13 protein-coding genes are annotated in these 20,006 nt (G+C 38.5%); 3 read left to right on the top strand and 10 right to left on the bottom strand.

The window, feature by feature from the left end; all coding sequences use genetic code 11:
- Positions 1 to 155: 155 nt before the first annotated feature.
- Complete coding sequence (locus QKW49_RS21875) at positions 156 to 1,484, bottom strand: transposase (protein WP_282868035.1); 1,329 nt, start codon at positions 1,482 to 1,484, stop codon at positions 156 to 158.
- A 427-nt stretch (positions 1,485 to 1,911) separates the two neighbouring features.
- Between QKW49_RS21875 and QKW49_RS21870 the strand changes: the two genes are divergently transcribed.
- The 3 genes from QKW49_RS21870 to fba all read left to right on the top strand — a co-directional run bounded on the left by QKW49_RS21870 (position 1,912) and on the right by fba (position 4,341).
- Positions 1,912 to 2,061, top strand: coding sequence for a hypothetical protein (locus QKW49_RS21870; protein ID WP_282864761.1), 150 nt, complete (start codon positions 1,912 to 1,914; stop codon positions 2,059 to 2,061).
- The gene (locus tag QKW49_RS21865; RefSeq protein WP_282868211.1) at positions 2,058 to 3,221 is read left to right on the top strand and encodes a uroporphyrinogen decarboxylase family protein; all 1,164 of its coding nucleotides are present in this window, start codon (positions 2,058 to 2,060) and stop codon (positions 3,219 to 3,221) included. The genes QKW49_RS21870 and QKW49_RS21865 overlap by 4 nt, the downstream gene beginning before the upstream one ends.
- Before the next feature lie 190 nt (positions 3,222 to 3,411).
- Positions 3,412 to 4,341, top strand: a complete 930-nt coding sequence (fba, locus tag QKW49_RS21860) for a class II fructose-1,6-bisphosphate aldolase (RefSeq protein ID WP_282864760.1) — start codon at positions 3,412 to 3,414, stop codon at positions 4,339 to 4,341.
- A 143-nt stretch (positions 4,342 to 4,484) separates the two neighbouring features.
- Here fba and QKW49_RS26075 read toward each other — a convergent pair whose 3' ends face one another.
- The 9 genes from QKW49_RS26075 to QKW49_RS21820 form a co-directional block, all read right to left on the bottom strand.
- A complete protein-coding gene (locus QKW49_RS26075) occupies positions 4,485 to 4,676 on the bottom strand; it encodes a hypothetical protein (protein WP_349239054.1) in 192 nt (63 codons plus the stop codon).
- Positions 4,677 to 4,808 carry an enolase C-terminal domain-like protein gene (locus tag QKW49_RS26070; protein ID WP_349239140.1) on the bottom strand — a complete coding sequence of 44 codons (132 nt, stop codon included), beginning with the start codon at positions 4,806 to 4,808 and terminating at the stop codon, positions 4,677 to 4,679.
- 228 nt (positions 4,809 to 5,036) lie between these two features.
- Entirely contained in the window at positions 5,037 to 5,795 is a 759-nt protein-coding gene (locus QKW49_RS21850; RefSeq protein ID WP_282864759.1) for a transposase, read from the bottom strand.
- Positions 5,796 to 6,030: 235 nt separating this feature from the next.
- A complete protein-coding gene (locus QKW49_RS21845) occupies positions 6,031 to 6,570 on the bottom strand; it encodes a hypothetical protein (RefSeq protein WP_282864758.1) in 540 nt (179 codons plus the stop codon).
- Positions 6,571 to 6,578: 8 nt separating this feature from the next.
- On the bottom strand, positions 6,579 to 12,005 hold the full coding sequence (locus QKW49_RS21840) for an RHS repeat-associated core domain-containing protein (RefSeq protein ID WP_282864757.1): 5,427 nt from the start codon (positions 12,003 to 12,005) through the stop codon (positions 6,579 to 6,581).
- A complete protein-coding gene (locus tag QKW49_RS21835) occupies positions 11,995 to 12,969 on the bottom strand; it encodes a hypothetical protein (RefSeq protein ID WP_282864756.1) in 975 nt (324 codons plus the stop codon). The genes QKW49_RS21840 and QKW49_RS21835 overlap by 11 nt, the downstream gene beginning before the upstream one ends.
- Positions 12,970 to 13,104: 135 nt before the next feature.
- Positions 13,105 to 15,999 (bottom strand): S8 family peptidase, encoded by a 2,895-nt coding sequence (locus QKW49_RS21830; protein WP_282864755.1) that lies wholly within the window; start codon positions 15,997 to 15,999, stop codon positions 13,105 to 13,107.
- 501 nt (positions 16,000 to 16,500) lie between these two features.
- Positions 16,501 to 18,942 (bottom strand): ATP-dependent Clp protease ATP-binding subunit, encoded by a 2,442-nt coding sequence (locus tag QKW49_RS21825; protein ID WP_282864754.1) that lies wholly within the window; start codon positions 18,940 to 18,942, stop codon positions 16,501 to 16,503.
- Between the two features lie 37 nt (positions 18,943 to 18,979).
- The gene (locus QKW49_RS21820) at positions 18,980 to 20,005 is read right to left on the bottom strand and encodes a protein arginine kinase (RefSeq protein ID WP_282864753.1); all 1,026 of its coding nucleotides are present in this window, start codon (positions 20,003 to 20,005) and stop codon (positions 18,980 to 18,982) included.
- Position 20,006 lies beyond the last annotated feature (1 nt).

Raw genomic sequence — 20,006 nt, 5'->3', positions numbered from 1 at the left:
AGTTCACAGTTTAGCAGTTCACAATTCACGGTTCACAGTTCACGGAATACACATTCCGTAACTGATGTCCGGAATTGTGAACTTTTTTTATTTATATACTATAGTTTTGCAGAAAACTCTTGGGTAAATGTGTTACCATAAAAACCCACTGTGCATTATGCAACGAAGTCCACGATAGCATCTTTATCCAAGACAATTTCATGCTGTTCCGCTTCTGGTGCGGAATCAGCGAATACAAGTTTTCCCAAGGCATACTTTCTCAAACAATACCGTAGCTTGGAAAAACTTAACTCTGATACCCAAGGGGTATCCCCTGTATCGGAAGTAATATTTAACCATTTGCACTTGCCATACTTTATAAGTACAATTTTACCAATATTATAGGCGATACCAACAGTGTGTAAAAATCGTAATACAGGTAATAAGCTGTGGTGTTGGTATTCTCCAAAACCGAGATACTGCTTAACATCGCGTATTGCCAATTCTATTGAAAAACGGGAACCGTATATTTCAATAATCTGGGCAGCAGTGAGGGTTGTATCTGTACTGATTAATGCCATTAGCTTACCTTTATTAGTATGGAGCACTACCGTACGAACCTTTTTGGATAACTTGAGCATGCAAACATCGGCTACAGCAATTTCTATAGTTTGAATTTTGCCGTAAAGCTGTACAGTAACAATTTCATGTTCGGTAAGATTCCAAAGTTCACGAACTTTAATTTGTTTGCCATATTTGGGCTTACGACCCCTTTTTTTCTGCGATTGCGGTTCAGGGTCTAAACGTGCTACAGCATCAGCTCTTAATTTAGTAACAACATCAATGCCTTGGTCAAGCAATGGCTGAATAAAAGGTTTGTTTGCAAAGTATGCATCTTCTACGGTACGTAGTTTATGACCGCTTTGTAATACCCATTGATTTAACTGGAGTATTTGAGCATGTGCAACATCCCAGATTTTTAATGGTTCTGCTTGGCCTGATTGATTACATTTCCATTGGCTCTTTGCAAGCTTTCCTGTAACGAGTTTAAAGGAAATAAGGAAGCTAATATATTGGTTTTTGAAAAAGCCTGTAATACCAAGTACTCCCCAGTGATGTCCTATAATATATTCACCAGCATCAGCATTACCGCTGTGGTTATCCCATTTTTGAATGCCGATTACTTTCTTAGAATCTTTTGCATTCAAAGTAGTATCAAAGCAGGCTTGAATCTTACCATGTACCATGAGTTCATTTGGGAACAAGTTCAGAAGCAGCAAAAACATTTTTCTTATAACTTCTGTATAATCCCATTTATACTCCGTAAAGAACCTACACCAACTAGATACGTCTTTACGAAAGAAAAAGCAATGCCGATACAGCTTTCTGGTAGTTTTCTTGCCTGGAACCACAAGTAGGCACCATATATAGCAAATAAAATAATTATAAGTTTTTATGCATTTAAAGCATTCTTTTGGAAATAATAGTAACTGGATTATTTCCATAGGAATGTAGATAGTCATTGCAGAATCGCTCCTTTTTAAGGGATTGGGCCGGTGCCCTGCAATATCTATATTCCTATTTTATTGTGCTTTTATGCTGGTAATTGATGCATGTAATTTAAAAAGTGCAAAACTATAGTTATATAGAAACATAGTGAAATATTGCTACAATTCAAAAATTATTCAAAGAATTATTATTGGAAAAGTAGTTTCTTTCTCCAAACTTCCGATAGATTACTTATTTGTAGAAGCATCGGGCCTGTCGGACCCATCTAATATAGAGAGTATTGTAACTCAAGTTCAAAGGACTACAAACGAAGCATTCGATTTTAATGTTATTTATTATAGTGAGATTATTATAAACCCTATATAAAATGTTAGCGGAATTTAAGGAGGTAAATAATTATGAATTCAAAGCAGTTAGTATTAGATGCAATCTATAACAAAAAAACGCAGAGAACACCATGGGGTTCCATTTGTCGGCTGTCATGCGGCTACATTAATTGATGTAACTGCAGAAGAGTTTCTTAAAAGCGGTGAAAATATCGTTGCAGGTGTAACGAAAGCATATGAGTTATAAGACCCGACGGACTTCCTTCATTATTTGATTTGCAGGTTGAAGCAGAAGCGATGGACTGCCGATTAGTATATGCTGCTTCTAACCCTCTTGAAGAGGGCATGAAAATTGAAGACCTTAAAATCCCTACTGAGAAGGATGGTAGATTTCCTATAGTATTGGAGTCCACGCGTAAAATCTGTGAAACAATTGGACAGAATATTGCAATTTATGGACTTATTACCGGGCCTTTTACGCTGGCTTTGCATTTGATGGGAACCGCTATATTTTACGAGATGATCGATGAGCCTGAAAATACGCATAAACTGATGAATTTTTGCAAAGATGTATGTATTGCAACTTCCGAAATGTATATTAATGCAGGCGTAGATATCATTGCAGCTGTAGATCCCATGACCTCTCAAATATCACCGAGTAATTTTGCTGATTTCGTTTCTCCTTATATCACTGAAGTTTTCGAATATATCGCATCAAGAGGAAAAGCATCTTCTTTCTTTGTTTGTGGAAATGCTAAAAATAATATAGAAGAAATGTGTAAGTGTAAACCAAACAACGTATCAATAGATGAAAATATCCCTCTGGAATATGTCAAAGAAGTATGCCAAAAATATGGCGTATCTGTTGGTGGAAATATAAAATTAACTGTAACAATTCTGTTCGGTACGCCGACGGATAATTTAAATGATGCCAAGAATTGCATGGAGATTGGCGGAAATACAGGTTTTATCCTTTCACCCGGATGTGATATGCCCTACGCAACACCTGCTGAAAATGTTCTTGCTATATCGAGTCTTGTACATGGAGAAGAATCGGAATTTTTGGAAGCTGCAAGTGTTCTGGATGGAATAGAATATAATCTTCCGAATTATAAAGAAGAAAAACAAGTCATCATAGATGTAATAACGCTGGATTCTGAATCCTGTGCCCCTTGTCAATATATGATGGAAGCTGTTAAAACTGCCGCTAAAGACTTTGGTGATAAAGTGAAATACATTGAGCATAAAATAAAACAAAAAGAATCTGTTGTGTGTATGATCAAACTCGGCGTTAAAAATCTTCCTACCATTTGTATAGATAGAGAAGTAAAGTTCATCAGTATAATTTCTGAAGTTGATAAAATAAAAGAAGCGATAACAGAAGCGGCAAACGCAAAAGGAATCTAAGTGAAACAGTTGCTTTGAAGTCTTGATATCTTACAAACAAATATTAAAAATTTTATGCAAATGGAGAAAGATTTCTAAAAATATAGAAATCTTTCTCCATTTGCATTATAATAAAGCTGGATATGATAACCATAGTAAAACTATTTAAACCTTTACCATAGGTTTAATCAACGAAAGGCGGTAATATAATATGGCATTAGTTAATACGAAAGAAATGTTCAAAAAAGCATATGAAGGTGGATATTCCATCGGTGCTTTCAACATCAACAACATGGAGATTATTCAAGGTATAGTAAATGGCGCAAAGAAGAAAAATTCAGCTGTAATTTTACAATGTTCTCAAGGGGCTTTAAAATATGCAGGCCCTAAATATCTTAAGGCTATGGTTGACGCAGCAGTAGAAGAAACCGGTTTGGATATCGCGCTTCATCTTGATCATGGCTCAGATATGGAATACATCAAGTTAGCTGTAGAAAGCGGATTTACTTCTGTTATGTTTGATGGTTCACACTTTGATTATGAAGAAAATGTTAAAAAGACAAAAGAAGTTGTTGACTATGCGCACGCCCACGGCGTTACCGTTGAAGCTGAACTTGGCGTTCTTGCCGGAGTAGAGGATGAAGTTTCAAGCGATCATCATGTATACACAGATCCCGACCAAGCTGTGGACTTTGTCAACAGAACCGGTGTTGATTCTTTAGCAATCGCTATCGGAACAAGCCATGGGGCTTTCAAATTTACCGGTGATGCTCAATTAAGATTTGATATATTAGAAGCAATCCAAACGAAGCTGCCAGGATTTCCAATCGTTCTTCATGGTGCATCTGCTGTTGATCAAGAAACGATAGCAGTTTGCAACAAATATGGCGGAAACATTGCCGGCGCTAAAGGTATTCCGGTTGATATGCTAAGAAAGGCTTCCTCAATGGCTGTATGCAAAATCAACATGGATACAGACATAAGACTAGCAATGACAGCTGCTATCCGAAAAGTCTTCGGAGAAAATCCAAAGGAATTCGATCCAAGAAAATACTGTGGTGCCGGTAGAGACCAAATCGAAAAACTGGTTATCGAAAAGATTGAAGGTCCTCTTGGTTCTGCAGATTCAATGAGCAAATAATTATTAAAAATTCAGTTCAATATTGTAAATCAGATAAAAATATCCTCACATCTATGAATGTGGGGACTATCAAATCCGAAACCCTATTAACTCAAGAAAAGCTCCTTGCAGAAAGTCTGCAAGGAACTTTTCTTTTTTTGTCTTTATTTAATAATGACCTTTTCGGATAATTTAATTGTTTCTTCCATGAGTTCTTGGCCGATACCAGGTAATTCAGGCACTTCATAATATCCGTTTTGAGGCTGGTAATTGTATTTACAGCTATTAATATTATGAGGCAAAAGCGCTCCTGAATGATGTTCATGTATAACAAAGTTCGGAATGACCGCTTCCAATTAAAGCGCAGCAGCTTTAGCAATCGGACCACCACAAACATGCATTTGTACCCCAATATCATATACATTAGCCATATCACAAATTTTCTTCCCCTCGGTTATACCACCTACCAATCCGAGGTCAGGCTGGATAATAGAAGTAGGAGCGCAAGGACGGTCCTATTGCTTCTAATTACGCTTTAAAGACTACACTGGGAGAAATCCCTAGTATTCTTGCAATTTGCTTGCAATTTGTCTATGTGTTGCTCCTTCTATGGCTTTTGCAGCTCTTATGATTTTATCTCTTTCCGGTTTGCTCATATTATGTATACTGTCCAAACCACAGGGGCGGTTCTTTCGGTTTAGAACAATTAGTAATCTTTATGCCTTTAAAATAATCATTCTACTTATACCTGTCAACCTTTCTAATTGTCTTGTGGATAATCCCTGTTCCCTCAATTCTTTTAGGTATCTATTTCTTATTTCTGGTGCAAACTGCTGCAACTCTTGGCCATTTATTATGTTGCATGTTTTTTTAACTTTTTCAATTGCTTCATGGTCTGTTAATCTTCTATTATCTTCTATTTCCAAGCATGTATCATTATTTACTTCTCTATGAAAAGCTTTAAAACCTTCAATGGCTTTTTTTCTATCTTGATTAATTATATCAAGGGTATAATCTATATCTACAAATTCCTTGCTTACTATAAACTCATTGTAACTACACCATCTGTAGTCCAATATATCTTTTACCAAGCCTGCCTTTATAGGATTCTGGTGGATATATCTTACAACAGTCAAAAAATATATCTCACTCTCAACTACTTCACTTCTATATCGATCCTGAAATAAATGTCCGCATCTCTTATACTTCCAGTTGTACCAGTAAACATAACTTGCTCCTATCCTTTTAAATACTACTCCTAAATCTTCTTTTCCTTCTTGTATAAGTAAGTGAATATGATTTCCCATTAGACAAAATGCATATATCTTGTATCCGCTCTTTTCCTTACACTCTTTTAGTGTTTCTATGAATTTTATTCTATCTTCATCATCTGCAAATATTATCTGCTTATTTATTCCACGCAAAATAACATGATAAATCCCACTTTCACTTTTTTCTCTCGCTTTTCTTGGCATAAAAAACCACCTCCGTATCTATGGTATCATAGACACGGAGGCTTGTCAAACCAAAAGAACCGTCCCCTTGGTTTCTTCTAACAAAAAAATAGCACCACCATTTATTAAAAGATGATGCTACTATAAATAAGTATATTCATTTAACAAGAAGCATTTTTCTTCATAATCAACAGATATATTAGATTATTTATATTAATATATCTGTTCTCTCGGTTTATAGTTCGCTTTATCAGTATCATACTAGTTTTATTCTTTCTGCCAATTTAGATATAATTCTACTGTTTAGCAGCTGAGGATTTAATTCTCTAATAATATTTAAATACCCTTTTGCTTTATCTTTAACTTCTTGTTTGAAAGAATTAAATGAAATTTCTACATTCCTCCATTCCGGATAAACAAATGAATATTTCGGTTCCCCAATAATGTAATCATTACTTAGTTCATCTTTTAATTTTGCAAAACTAATATTTAATTTGTTATCGATAAGAGTAAACTCAATCCAAGAATCAAATGTCTCAATAATTTTGAGTGCGGCATACTTGCTTTTCTCTAATTGAATAATAGTATCAATTAATAGATCAAACCATAATGTAAGGAGTTCCTGGCCTGTTTCATCTTCTCCTAGAGGGTTGTCATGATAGTATCCTTCAATATTACCATTAAAATTCAGAGAAAAGAAACCTTCTACATCTCCTCCATCCATATCAAACTCATTTGTTTCTATTTGTCTCAACATGATAAAATCATCTACAATTCTAAACCTAATTTCAAACATATTTTCACCTACTTAGCTAATTTTATTAACTGCTCGTATGTAAGACTATGGGTACCAAAACCAGTAGAGAAATTCCCATCCCTTATAAAAATCTGTACTTTTTCACCATATGCTTCAATTGTATGATATCCATTTGTTATCCCTTTATTTACTGCATCTTTATAGGCACTATTTAGTGCTTGAGTAATTTGCTGTTCACTCCAATTTGGATTAAAGAATGATTTTTTGCTAAGATATTGTTCTACAGCTTCTTTTGATTGATGTAACGCTTGTTTTGCATATTTACTAGGCATATGATCATTTAGTGGATGTTTTAATGCTTTTTTACTTAAATCAGCAACTTCCTTCCACTTATTCGGATCAAAGTTATTCGGATCAAGATTACTGCTATTACCACTACCAGCAATCTCCTTTATCTTATTAGCAATATTTTTCCCTGTTTCACTCATTCCCTCAATAAATTGAGGTCCATGCTGAACAGCCCAATTTCCAGCTTGTTGAAGTCCTTCTGTTATTTGAGGTGCATATGTATACCATAGATTTTGTGTTGAAATCCATAGTTGTTGCAAACTGTTTCCGGCTTGAATCCACACATTAGGATCTGCCAATGGCATATGTCCGCTTGGGTCAGTATATAGTATAGGATTATTTAAACAATACGTATATAGATTCAAACTTAACGGATCAGTAACTTGTCCCTCATAGGAATCCTCACTAATAAACCGTCCAATTGTAGGGTCATAATACCTAGCCCGTAGGTAGTACGTTCCTGTCTCTTTGTCGAACATCTCTCCTGCATACCTAAATACATTGGTATCATTCGGGTCAGGGTTCTTTTCGTTTCCAAATGCATCGTAGTCATAATTCTTTATAACATTTCCTGATGCGTCTGTCAATTGTACTACATCACCATGCCCATTGCGCAAAATATAGTTTCTTACACCATTAATATCCTGGGTGATCAAGTCTATTCCTCTGATATACTTTTGGGTAATGTTTAAGCTCGGGTCAGCTTCCGCTATTATATCTGTACCGTCCCAGATATGATGGATGGTGACTCCATTGACGGTTTTGGAGGTTCTTAAGCCGTCACCGTTATATGCATATGTTACGGTTTTATTCCCTTGTACTGCTTTTGTTAATTCGCTAAAGCCGTTATATTCATAGACGGCGCTTTCAGTGCCTGTGGAAAACGGGGCGGCCATACCGGTTACTGTCATGCTTTGCCTATTGGAATTATCGTCATAGGTATAGGCTGCGTTCATTTCTCCGTCCACTGCTTCATTTTCCAGTCTGCCAAGGCCGTCGTAGATATAGCTTGTTTTCACTCCTGCATGGTCGGTTTTGCTTTCCTGGTTCCCATCGAGGTAGTAGGTGTACGCAAATTGCGATAGTACTTGCTGGCCTTTTTTGTTGGCCAGGTTGATTAACCGGTTGGCAAGGTTATAGGTATAGTCTGCCGTTATCTGGTTGGGGTAGGTTAATGTTTTTCTGTTTCCGTTTTGATCGTAGCTGTAGGTTGCTATCAGCGCACTGCTTTCATATACCTGGTGCATTCTGTTTAAGTTATCGTACTGGTATGACATTTGTAGTTTTGGTATGCTGTTTTGCTTTAGCGTGAAGCTTTTCCTGTTATCTCCCATATCATAGGCATATTCTTTTGTACTGCCGTTTGATGCTGTTTCATTGATTAACCTTCCAAGGCTATCATAATAATAGGTGGTGCTGCTTTGTCCTTCTGTTACCGACATACGGTTGCCGGTGAGGGTGTAGGTATATGCGTAGGCCCCGTTTCCTGCTCCGTTGATTGTTGCCGCATTACGGGTTAGCATTCTCCCCAATCCGTCATAGGTGTAGTCTATGGTATTGCCTACCCGGTCCGTTTTTTCTATGACTTGATTGTTGAGGTTATAGGTATAGCTTTCATGTTTTCCCGACGGGTTGGTTTCTTTGATGATATTTCCTACATTGTCATATTCATATTTTGTAACCTTGTATTCATCATCTCCACCGGAGGTTACATTGTCTAGCCCGTTGATTGTGAGCGGCTTGTTTAATCCGGTGTACATTCTAAGCCGGTTCCCTGCTGCATCATAATAATACTGCGTATAGTTTTCTACTGTGTTTTGGTCTTTATAGGTGATGACTTTTACCAGCCGGTTTAGTGGATCATATTCATAATCAATGATTTTATACTTTTCCGACTCTCCGGGCTTGTTGATACTTATCTTTTCTCTGATAATATTGTTGTTTCTGTCGTAGTAATGCTTTTTAATGGTGTAATGTATGGTTCCGTTTGCGTCTTTTTGAAAGGGTATCCTTTCTTGTATCAGCCTTCCCATTGCGTCATATTCATAAAGGGTGGAGTATTTGGGATTGCTTTGATTTCCTTTTGCGTCGGTTACCGTTTTTACCCGTCCCAGTGTATCATAAGTGGTGGTGGTCATGTTTCCGTTTAAATCGGTAATTTTGATGACTTTGCCACTGTGGTCATAATTGTATTGTGCCGTATACGGCTGTGCCCATCCTTCCTGGTAGGCCCGGGCAGATTTTTCTTGTACTTTATTGCCTGCATAATCATACTGATAGGTATCAGCATATTCTACGCCATTATACATCCTGCCTGTTTTTACCGTTCTGCCAAGGGTATCGGCATATGCCGTTGTGACGATGGAGGGCGAATTGCTGTCTCCTTCTGCGATCTTGGTAGTTTTTGCATAGGTTCCGTTATTGTTGGCATTATCATAGGTGTATGTCTCCCGGTTTAATAGTACGGAAACCCCGTTTTTTATTTGGGTGGTTTCGGATTTTTGCACCCTTCCATCACTGTAGTAGAAATATTCGGTGGTGGTGCCGGTGGATGGATTATACTTCTTTTTCAATCTGCTTTGGGTGTCATAGGTATATTCATTGATGGCTACAAGCTCTTTTGTATTGGTAGCAGGATTTGTGGTATATACTTTTTCCCGGATCAGCTTGCCTAAAGAGTCATAGACATATTGTGCCTTTCCTCCATGTGCCGCGTATTGGGCCTTGTTCCAGTTTTCATCGGTTACGGTGACGCTGTTTTCACCGATATCGGCGTATACCCATTCCCTGTAGCTTCCATCTGCTGTATTCGTCTTTTTCAGTATCCTGCCCAGCTTATCATAGGTATAGGCGGTCCTATTTCCGACCCTATCCTGCTCTTCTGTTACATTTCCGAACCAGTCATATTTATATCTTGCATCGATAATGCCCGCACTGTTTCCGGCTGCGGCCTGCACCAGATTGCCATCGGCGTCTTTTACGCCTTCCGTCCATTTTCTTGTTAGGTACAATCCATTGAATTTTCCGTTCCGTGCAGCATTATCGTCATCATAGCTGTACTTATTAGCAATATAGTCTGTCCAGTTTTCAAGGAACGTTCTTTCCTCTATGATATTCCCGTAGGTATCATAGTTGTACCATGCCTTGTTTTTTAAGACATCATTTTCATAACCCTCTGCCCATCTTACGGCTTTTCTATTGATGCCGGCTCCCCCGTCGGTTATGGGGATATACTTTTCTTTGACGGTGGTGCCGGCATCTTTTTTATAGCTTTTTTGCGTTAAAAAGTGATAGGTACCGTCATATTCACAGGTGATCTTTTGTTCATCGTTTGCCGGTGTCCCGTTGGCATCCCTTGATGCCTGGGCGCCCCAGTATCCTACCAGATCCCGGAAATCATTATAGTCATAATTTTCTATGATGTTCATAAATTGTCCGGTGCTCTTGTTAAATATCTTGGTTACGGTCTTTTTAAGAACCTTTTTTATATTATCAAATTCATTTATTATTTCCGATTTGTGATTAACACCTTCTTTTAGTATGTTTGTGCAAAGTTTTTTGTAGTTATAAGTGTAGATTTCACTGTTTCCTTCCCCGTCCAACATCCTTGTTTTTACCGTGAAATTCTGCGGAAAGTTTGTGGGGGAATAATAGCTTGGATAACCGTCATACTCAGGTGTACCGCCATATTTATATTGAAAACTTCTTTGGTTTAGTTTTTGCTCGTTTTCTTTGACGGCATCATACCTTTCAATGACTTTATAAAACTCCATGGCGCCCTCGGAACCACAGTTTTTCTGGTATTTCTGATAATTGTAATAGCTTTTCCCGCCGGTGGGATAGGTAATTTTCGATAAGCAGGCCGGGTAATCTACTATCTCCATGGTGCTAAAGTTTCTTTTAAGCAGTGATGAACGTGCTCCCTCCTGTTCATGGTAGTTATATTCATACAAGGTATTCCTTCCCAATGCATCGGTAACTTTTGTTAGTGCGAAACGTGAAGAATGCCCTAATATGGACTGTTTATAGTAGATGATTTGCTTATTATTCTGCGGATTTGTGGCATCGGTTACAGTTATATTGACAGAACTGTCTCTGTTATAGGTAATGTTGATTTCCCGCCCGACACTATCGATGATTTTGTTAATGGTAGGGGTTCGTAGTATTCTTATATAGTGCTGGAACTTGATTTCATTTCCAAACCGGTCCTTGATACCAAGAAGCCTTCCATCTATCCCGAAATAGTACTTCTTGCCTTCTTTCTTTGTTAATACATAGCTGGATGACATCTGACCGTTACTGTAGGTGCCCGGATCAGTAGTTAATACCATATCGGTTAAAGGATAGTCCAAAAGATTTGAAGGACTGGATCCCATGCTGAACTGCCATACTCCGGCACTTCCGAAGTGCAAGTATTTATACCCGGCACTCCAACTTAACGCTTCTGAGTCCCATCCTGCTTCAATATATGGGAAGTCAAAGGCCCACCCTTTCCCAATGCCAAAAAAACGATCGTCAGCTTTCTGGTCATAAAGGCCATCTGTATAATCATAATAGGGGTATGCGTAGTGAACCGAAAAGTTTATGTACTCTATACGGCAGTCATATCCAGCCTCCGGATAGTCAAACTCCCAAGTTACCGGTAGATTATTATACCCATTTGCCTTTTGCAAAGCGCTATATTCATCTTGGAAGTATTCTTCATCAGTATATGTATCGGTAAATCCGTATATATACTGACCGTTTTCCCAAATATCATACCTTATGTATCCTGACACATAATATCCGCTTTTACTATTCGTATTCGGTGCACGGTTTACACACGTTTCAAAGGTGTTTGACTGGGATGAGCTATAGAATCTGGTGATGTCTAAATCCAAGCCGTTTTTCCCCGGTAAGTGCAAATCGGTTTGCTTTATCTGCAAGTCTCCCGTTAAAGGGTCAATATGCTCTTCGATATCATTATTTTGTTCAAACGGAGGGGCAATGCCTTTTTGATAGGCCGCGTTCCGGTAGATTTCATTGTTGTACTTGTCTTGCATATCATCAGCCGCGTATGCGGTGATATTTGAAAACAATATGAAGAGTATACTTAGTATAAGGGCGATGCCGTATCTATTTTTCAATGTTCGTCCCCTCCAATACTTTGCGTACTACGTTCCATTCCTTGTTTTTCTTTTTAAGCGCTAGAATCTTTTCAACGCTTTGTTTGTGTTTTTCAGACAGGCTTTTTACATATCCGATTTCATATATCCGGTTGATCCCATACTCTTTGCATTTTTGAATTTCCTGGTCGGTGATATGGTATTGCTCCCTTATTTCCTGTTCGGCCTCTTCTAAACTCTGAGGATTTTTTCTTGGTGCAGGCATATTGCTTTTTAATTTTTTCTCGATATATTCTTTATGCATATCTTCCAGCTTTTTGCCGCTTTTTTTGTATTCATTATAGATGTCATCAAAACTCTTATCGGCATTTTTGGAAATCACCGCGATCTGCATGATCTCTTCCGATTTCAGTCCTTTCCCCTTATGCTGATTGATCTCTTTTTCAGACAGACCCAGCTTCTTTATTTCTGATTGGGTGTCTACCCCCAGCTCCGCTTCAATCGCGGCCCACTTTTTATTTTTATCGGAAGCTTTGTCTTTTGCAATGCTGTTTTGATCTGCGCTTTCTTCCGGTTCATAGGTTAACTTCCCTATCTTTTTTAAAATTGCATCAAAATTGCCATTGGTAGTAAGGGTTAACTGCAGGGCTTTGTTAATATCCTGCAATCCATACCCTTCATCATACAGCTGGTTAATCCTTTCTTTAGAAACAATTTGATTATACTTATCTTCGGTAATGCTCATTACAGCGCTCTCCCAATTTTCATAGGTTGGCGCCCCAAGCTTGATGAGTTTATTACCCTGCACGGTAATCCTTTCATTCCTATTATTTTTATCAAAAGGCAGCTGCATATCTTCTGTGAATGCCTGTAAAACCTCTGCTTTTTTATTTTCTACATTTACTGCATATCCGACGGTTGTAACGACGGATAAAAGAACCATGCCTATGATGGTGATTTTTATACTTTTATCTATTTTCATCATGCTAATTTCTCCTTTGATTATCGTAACTTTATATACCAAGCTGTAAACCGATCCTTGGTTTCATTAATTTTATTGATACTCTCCGCCGGGTCTGAAACCGGCGGAAGAGTAAACATAGACATATCGTATGGTGCCTTATTGGACGATACGTCTGATAAGCGCACCGTTATCATCATATTCATAATTAACAACAGAACCGGGAGACAGTTTTTTGATCTCCTGTTCTAAACTTTCAATTCTTTTGAGTAAGTAATCTATGATTTCCGAGTGTTGTCCAATCATTTGTGTATTGCCATCAATCTGTGCATCGGTATTCATGGGTACAGAGAATTCAACAGTGGGCAACGTACTCAAGCTGCTATCATAAGTATAGACGTATTCATACCGTTCCCCGCTTTGGGCTCCATCAATGGTAAAGGACATGCCCATACTAGAAACATGCACACTACTTAAATCAACTGGTATCTTGGCACTGCCATCTATTTTATAGACGCTTTCTAATTGCTCAATTGGAGGATTATCAACAGGGACTGTGATTCCTGCACTATATACGCTTATCTCTTTTACCGCCCGGTCGATGATGATGGTTCCGTTTTCAAAGCATGTAATGGGAGGGATGTTTAGCTGGATTGTTTTTGGCTGCGCTAGTTGGTAAATTAGTTTTCGATTACGCAAGTAGTCTCTCGCTTGCTGTAATGTTGTTCCTTTTGGAAATGTTACTCCAAAAACCACTGTCCCGTAACTAGAGAAAACAGTATATATAGAGTTCTGCTCATTAGTAAATCCCTCTAAAGTACACCAACCCCATATATTATTCTGGTTATAAGCGATAGAATCTGTTGGTTTATTTATATAAGCGATTTCAAAGCTTGAATTACCTGTATAAATAGTAGCTATGTCATCATCTTGAATTAATTTTTGTTTTATCCTCCTACATAGTTTTCCAGCATCCGTCCTAATTTCATCTTTAATCCCATTTGGAAAACTTCTTAATTCTTCACCAATATATAATACATTTTCTTCGTGTGAAACATACCCTGTTACATCTAATTTAGAAATAATTAAGTTATTATACTCTACTTCTCCTACTGTTGCATTTCCATCTGTGGCATAAAACCTAAAATAAACATCTTCCTCTGACTTTGTTGTGAAAACAACATTATTTACGCTAGTTGAACCAATAAATCGAATATTTCCATTGACATTATCAAATATTTCTACAAACCCCACTCCACTTATAACATTCATATCGAAAGATATTCTATATTGAGTATTAGGTTGTAATTTCTGCTTATAAGCCACATTAGTCCATATATAGCTTGTATCAGATTGTACTTTTATTCCTGTTTCTAATTCAGTTGCAGTTGCACCATTCAATAAAGATGGTTTCTTGCTTTTATCAAATACGTTTATATTTTCTGATTTTATTCTCAGATTAGATGTTGATTTACCACTACTTTCAGTATTCCCTATTATTTTAAGTTCCTTGAATGCCCCATTCACGCTCCCCTGCGGTACCGAAAACACCGCTGCATCTGTTGTTTGTACCGGAGAATATAATGGGCTCCCAGAGAATGTACTGAATGCAGACCCATACACTTTTCCATATACCGTATCAGTAACTATTGTCCCAGTCCCGGTGATAATGCCATTATCTACACCGACTAATGCATTTTGACAGTTGATACGACCGCTATAGATTCTACCTATAAGGGCTGGGAGCAAATCAGCAGATTTAATAATAGCTTCTTTAACTTGTTGGGCAGTACTGCTCTGATTCTGAGTATACAATAATGCTGCTTCTCCTGTAGCATAAGGTGCTGCCATGGAGGTACCGCTTTTTCTTCCGTAAGTATTTGCCGGCATGGTACTAAGGATATTCTGTCCCGGTGCAGCTACATGAACGGATGCCGGACCGTAGTTTGAGAACGAAGATAATTCTCCGGCTTCGCTTACCGATGTCACAGTTAGAATATTGTTAAGGTTATAGGATGCTGGATATATGGGCCTTATATCATTGTTCGTCCCATAGTTTCCTGCAGCACAAATAAAGAGCATCCCGGATTGGGCCATGGCTTCTTTTAATGCCATGCTATTTTCCGAGCCTCCCCAACTCATGTTAGCTACCTTTGCACCCATACTTTCGGCATAACTGATGGCTTCTATAATATCGCTTACATAGGCCGTACCGTTGCTAAATACTTTGATAGGCATGATCTTGGCTTTGGATGCCACACCAGTAATCCCGGTATTATTGTCCACCGCCGCAATAATACCTGCTATATGGGTTGCGTGCTGCTCGTCCATCATTGCACTTGGGTTATGTACCACGTTATTGTCATCATAGAAGTTATATCCGTTTACATCATCGATATAGCCGTTTTGACCGTCATCTATTCCGTTACCAGGAATTTCACCGGTATTCCTCCAAATGTTATCGGCTAAACCTACGTGGGTAATATCCATGCCGGTATCTATGACGGCTATGATTACATCTTCTCCCATAGGTGCACCGTATATGCCTTCACTACCATACACACTTGCCACAACAGTCTCTTGCTCTGAAACTGCTGCTTCAGGGGGTAATGATATTTCCATATCCGGTTCAATATATTCAATGATGGACTCAGCATTTTGATTTTTGATGTCCTCCATCAAATCTTCTCTACTCATTTTGTTTTTGGTAACAATAACTTGAAATCTGTTTTCCAGTTGTTTATTTTTCAATGATCTTACATTGTGGATTTCATCCTCAATTTTAGAAGTGATATCCTCGCTTGGTTTCTCTGCTTTATATTTAACAATGAATCGATTGGTTTTCTTCTGCTGCTGGTTACCTTTTGATTTTGTTAAGGCTTTTTGCTCAGTTATTAAAGTTTCTGAAGAAGTATTTTGATCTTCAGATACCCCTGCTGCTTCCTGGATCGCTTGTTGCGCATTAACGGATACAGGTGCAACCATTAAGATGAACATAAAAGTGAACACTAATAAAATTGAAAAGAATTTCTTACCTTTCTGATAAAATTGCATATATACGACCTCCATTCATGTATTTTGTCCCATATATACCTTAATATAAATAATATGGAATCAATTATGTTATTTACATAAATGTACATATTCTTCATAATTGAACAAATTCCTTCTATTTTCGACCCATAAATCATCGCAAGTTTCGACATATAATGTCGCTTTGTGTCGAATTAATATTTTTATCTTTATGCATATTATTCTTTTGCACTGGTTTTTTAGGATAGTTCACAGTGCATAGAATCCCTATTCGCTATTCTGAAACCAGGCATCGCAATTGTGAACTTTTTTATTTTCGAAGACCTTACTAAATAGTTGCTTTTTTACAAATGACAAATTTTGTCCTCAAACTACCATACGGACGCGCATGATATCTACAAAGTTTTACGCAAGATATTTCACTAATAACAAAAAAGTTCACAGTCAGATTCGCCAGTTATAAGGAATTAAATCCCTGTGAACTGTGAACCATGAACTGTGAACTGGAAAATTATATCCTACTTACTTCTTCTTAATTACGATCTGCCCTTCTGCCCCGTCAATCACCACATGATCTCCTGCTTTGATCTTACCTTCCAGCATCTCTTCCGCCAGCTTATCTTCTACTTTTGATTGTATCGCCCTTCTCAACGGACGAGCGCCGTATACCGGGTCAAATCCTTCTTTGGCTAATACGGTTTTCGCAGCATCGGTAATTTCAACGGTCATTTCATTTGCAACTAATCGCTCTACCAACTTATTAAGCATTAATGATGCGATCTGCTTGATATTCTCTTCTTCAAGCTGATGGAATACGATAATTTCATCCACACGATTGAGAAACTCAGGTCTGAATGCCCGTCTCAATTCACCCATCACGTCGCTCTTAATACTTTGATAATTATTTTTTGATTCATCGGCAACAACAGAAAATCCTAACTTCTTGGTCTCTGTAATCATTCGTGCACCGACATTTGAGGTCATAATAATGATGGTATTTCTAAAGTCCACTCTTCTTCCCTGCGCATCGGTCAAAATTCCATCTTCAAGGATTTGCAGAAGAATATTGAATACATCCGGGTGCGCTTTTTCAATTTCATCAAAAAGCACTACAGAATACGGCTTCCTTCTAACTTTTTCAGTTAATTGTCCGCCTTCATCATACCCGACATATCCCGGAGGGGAACCAACCAATCTGGATACGGTATGTTTCTCCATATATTCAGACATATCCAGTCGTATCATTGCGTCTTCATCACCAAAGATGGCTTCCGCGAGGGCTTTAGAAAGCTCTGTCTTACCAACCCCGGTTGGCCCCAGGAATATGAATGAACCGGTCGGTCTCTTAGGATCTTTCAATCCTACCCTTCCTCTTCTGATTGCCTTTGCAATAGCTTTCACAGCTTCATCCTGCCCTACTACTCTTTGATGCAATATATCTTCCATCTTTAACAGCCGTTCGCTTTCTTCTTCCGCAAGCCGTTTTACCGGAATCCCGGTCCAACTGGCGATAATCTCCGCTATTTCTTCTTCTGTTACCACCATCATATTGGTTTGATTTTTCTGCTGCCAGTTATTCTTCATTTCATCCAACTGCTTCTTAAGTGTTTGTTCCTCATCTCTTATCTTTGCTGCTTTCTCGAACTCTTGGGTACGTATGGCTTCTTCCTTTTCTTGGCTTATCTTTTCAATTTTCTCTTCCAACTGTTTTACATCGGGAGGCGCGGTAAATGTTTTTAATCTTACTCTTGAAGCAGCTTCATCAATCAAGTCAATTGCCTTATCCGGCAAAAACCTATCGGTAATATACCTGTCCGAAAGCTTCGCCGATGCCTCTAGCGCCAAATCGGTTATTTTTACCCTATGGTGCGCTTCGTACTTATCCCGGATCCCTTTCAAAATGAGAATGGTCTCATCTACTGTGGGTTCTCCTACTGTGATGGGTTGGAAACGTCTTTCCAACGCAGCATCTTTCTCTACATGTTTTCTGTATTCATTCAGAGTGGTTGCTCCAATGACCTGCAGCTCTCCTCTTGCAAGAGATGGCTTAAGGATATTAGACGCATCTATCGCGCCTTCCGCCGCGCCTGCTCCGATAATGGTATGCATTTCATCGATAAATAGAATAACATTCCCTGCTTTACGTATCTCATCCATGGCCTTCTTCAATCTTTCTTCAAACTCTCCACGGTACTTCGCACCGGCTACCATAGATGACAAATCTAATGTCACTACCCTTTTATCTTTTAAAGTCTCAGGAATATTCCCCTCAACGATTTTTTGTGCCAATCCTTCCGCGATGGCCGTCTTACCAACCCCCGGCTCACCGATCAAGCAAGGGTTATTCTTGGTTCTCCTGCTTAAAATCTGGATCACACGCTCTATTTCCTTATCTCTTCCTATGATAGGATCAAACTTTTCCTCTCTGGCCATATCTGTAAGATCTCTGCCAAATTGATTAAGCGTAGGCGTATTCGTAACTCCCGTAGCTGCCTTTGGCGCACCCGAGGCACCTGGAGCCTCTTCATTCAGCATCCTTAACGTCTCTGCATATAGCTTTTGAATATCCAATCCCAAATCATTCAATATTCTTACTGCGACACTTTCGCCTTCCCTCATAATCCCCAGCAATATATGTTCGGTGCCGATATAGTTATGTCCCATTCTTCTAGCTTCAACAAAGCTTAGTTCAAGGACACGTTTTGTTCTCGGAGTTAATCCGGCAGGTTGTTCTCCTGTTTTCTCAGATGTACCAATTAATTCACTAACTCTTTTTATCACTTTTTCTTCCGATATCCCTTGATTCTGCAGTACGCGCGCTGCTACACCGCCGCCTTCCTTCATCAACCCCAGTAGAATATGCTCAGTACCTACATAATTATGGCCTAATTCCATTGCGACTTCATTGGCAACTCTCAAAGCTTTTTCTGCTCTTTCGGTAAATCTGTTCTCAAATGTAGCCATCTATTTTTCTCCTTTCGTTACAGTTTTTAATATATATTTATGAAATTTTTTCACGAATCAGCTCAGCTCTTTTCATATCTCTTTCTTCCGGACTTAAATCCTCTCCATATCTTTTCATAATACTTGCCGGCTGCGTTTCAATCATTAATTCATTTAGTGTTTCTAATGCCATATGATTCATTATTCCCAGATTGACGCCTAATCTAACATCAGATAGTAATTTCATGAATTCTTCGGATGTTATGACCCGCGCATTGGAGAATATGCCATATGAACGGTACAAACGATCCTCTAACTTTAATCTGCTATTCTTTAGTAAATTTTTTCTTGCCGCCCTTTCCTGCTCAATAACTTGATTTATAATACTCTTCAGGTTTTCAAGTGCCTCTTGTTCCGACATCCCTAATGTAACCTGGTTGGAAATCTGAAATATATTCCCTCTGGCTTCGCTCCCTTCGCCATAGAGTCCTCTGACTGTAATCCCTAGTTTGTTTACCGCACTTAGTATACTATGAATATATCCGGTAATGGTCAATGCGGGAAGATGTACCATAACAGATGCTCTCATACCCGTTCCTACATTGGTAGGACAACTGGTTAGATAACCGTAATTTTCACTGTATGCATATTCAACGTTTTCTTCAATCAAATCATCAATTTTATTGGATAGATCATAAGCCGCATCCAATTGCATCCCGGGAAATAAACACTGTATCCTTAAATGGTCCTCTTCATTCAGCATGATACTGATTTTTTCATCGGAACTCAGTATAGCCGCTCTAGAATGCACATCCTGAAGCATTTGCGGGCTAATCAAATGTTTTTCCACCATCACTTGCTTATCAATGGCATTCAGCTCAGCCATAGAAACATACTTAAACTGATTGGATGATATATCGCTGCTTGCAAAGATTGCATCCTTGCACTCTTTAATTACTTGCTCACCTTGTTCTCTATTCATGCGCACCGGAAACGGGATGGACATAAAATTTCTTGCAAGCCGGATTCTGCTGCTTATCACCACATCCCACTCCGGCCCTTTTTCAATGTGCCATGCTGTCATG

This window comes from Petroclostridium sp. X23 (assembly GCF_030013905.1).
In the GTDB taxonomy this organism is placed as follows: domain Bacteria; phylum Bacillota; class Clostridia; order SK-Y3; family SK-Y3; genus X23.
This window is presented reverse-complemented; position numbering and strand designations above follow the sequence as displayed.

Excerpts from the sequence above, each read along its gene's own strand:
- QKW49_RS21875 (WP_282868035.1), bottom strand. The coding sequence starts at position 1,484 with ATGGAAATAATCCAGTTACTATTATTTCCAAAAGAATGCTTTAAATGC.
- QKW49_RS21870 (WP_282864761.1), top strand. The coding sequence starts at position 1,912 with ATGCAATCTATAACAAAAAAACGCAGAGAACACCATGGGGTTCCATTT.
- fba (WP_282864760.1), top strand. The coding sequence starts at position 3,412 with ATGGCATTAGTTAATACGAAAGAAATGTTCAAAAAAGCATATGAAGGT.
- QKW49_RS21850 (WP_282864759.1), bottom strand. The coding sequence starts at position 5,795 with ATGCCAAGAAAAGCGAGAGAAAAAAGTGAAAGTGGGATTTATCATGTT.
- QKW49_RS21845 (WP_282864758.1), bottom strand. The coding sequence starts at position 6,570 with ATGTTTGAAATTAGGTTTAGAATTGTAGATGATTTTATCATGTTGAGA.
- QKW49_RS21835 (WP_282864756.1), bottom strand. The coding sequence starts at position 12,969 with ATGATGAAAATAGATAAAAGTATAAAAATCACCATCATAGGCATGGTT.
- QKW49_RS21830 (WP_282864755.1), bottom strand. The coding sequence starts at position 15,999 with ATGCAATTTTATCAGAAAGGTAAGAAATTCTTTTCAATTTTATTAGTG.
- QKW49_RS21825 (WP_282864754.1), bottom strand. The coding sequence starts at position 18,942 with ATGGCTACATTTGAGAACAGATTTACCGAAAGAGCAGAAAAAGCTTTG.
- QKW49_RS21820 (WP_282864753.1), bottom strand. The coding sequence starts at position 20,005 with ATGACAGCATGGCACATTGAAAAAGGGCCGGAGTGGGATGTGGTGATA.